The sequence below is a fragment of the Streptomyces sp. NPDC039736 genome (genome assembly GCF_055596485.1).
The window spans coordinates 823303-823923 of the sequence record NZ_JBVIUQ010000003.1 but is presented as its reverse complement, the minus strand read 5'-3'; the positions used below and the strand labels follow the sequence as shown (position 1 = coordinate 823923).

1 protein-coding gene is annotated in these 621 nt (G+C 69.4%); it reads left to right on the top strand.

Going from position 1 to position 621, the window contains the following annotated elements:
- Nucleotides 1-266 precede the first annotated feature (266 nt).
- Nucleotides 267-602, top strand: coding sequence for a chorismate mutase (locus ACZ56L_RS13205; RefSeq protein ID WP_471063795.1), 336 nt, complete (start codon nt 267-269; stop codon nt 600-602).
- Nucleotides 603-621: the final 19 nt, after the last annotated feature.

The window sequence follows — 621 nt, the reverse complement described above, 5'->3', positions numbered from 1 at the left end:
ATCAACTCAACCCATCTGGAAGACCGGCGGACAGCAGGGGATCAGGCGCTGCAAAGCGCACATACCTGCAGACCAGCGGCAAGTCTCGGGGCTGCGCCGCCAGGAAAACCCCTAGTCCTGAACGGAGAGCCGAAGCGCGGGGCGGCGGCGGGGGCCGGAGCCCCGGTCGCGCACCGGTCCCCGGCGGTACCACGGCGTTTGCGCGCCTCACGGCACCGCTGTCGCTCTAGGGGTTTACGGAACGGTCCGGAGACAGGATCGGTGGCATGTCCGAAACCGTGGAGGGCTGCTCCAGGCCCGAACGTTCCACCGACGCCGTTGAGCCGCACGAGCCCCGTGAACGCGACAACCCGCACGAGTCGAACGAGCACACCGAGCTGAACGCGCTCGACGCGCTCGACGCGCTCGACGACCAGCTCATCGCTCTGATCCTGCAGCGATCACGGCAGGCCCGCAACGCTCAGCGGATCGGCCGGGCTTCGGGCCGGCCGATGACGCCGCTGGCCCGTGAGAACGAGATGCTGAGGCGCTACGCCCGCCACCTCGGCCGCGAAGGCACCGCGATAGCCATGGCGGTGCTCACGCTCTCGCGACGTCCCTGAACTCCCGCTCCCGACGACC

Bases quoted from the DNA above. Each gene is read 5' to 3' on its own strand.
- ACZ56L_RS13205 (WP_471063795.1), top strand. From the start codon at position 267: ATGTCCGAAACCGTGGAGGGCTGCTCCAGGCCCGAACGTTCCACCGAC.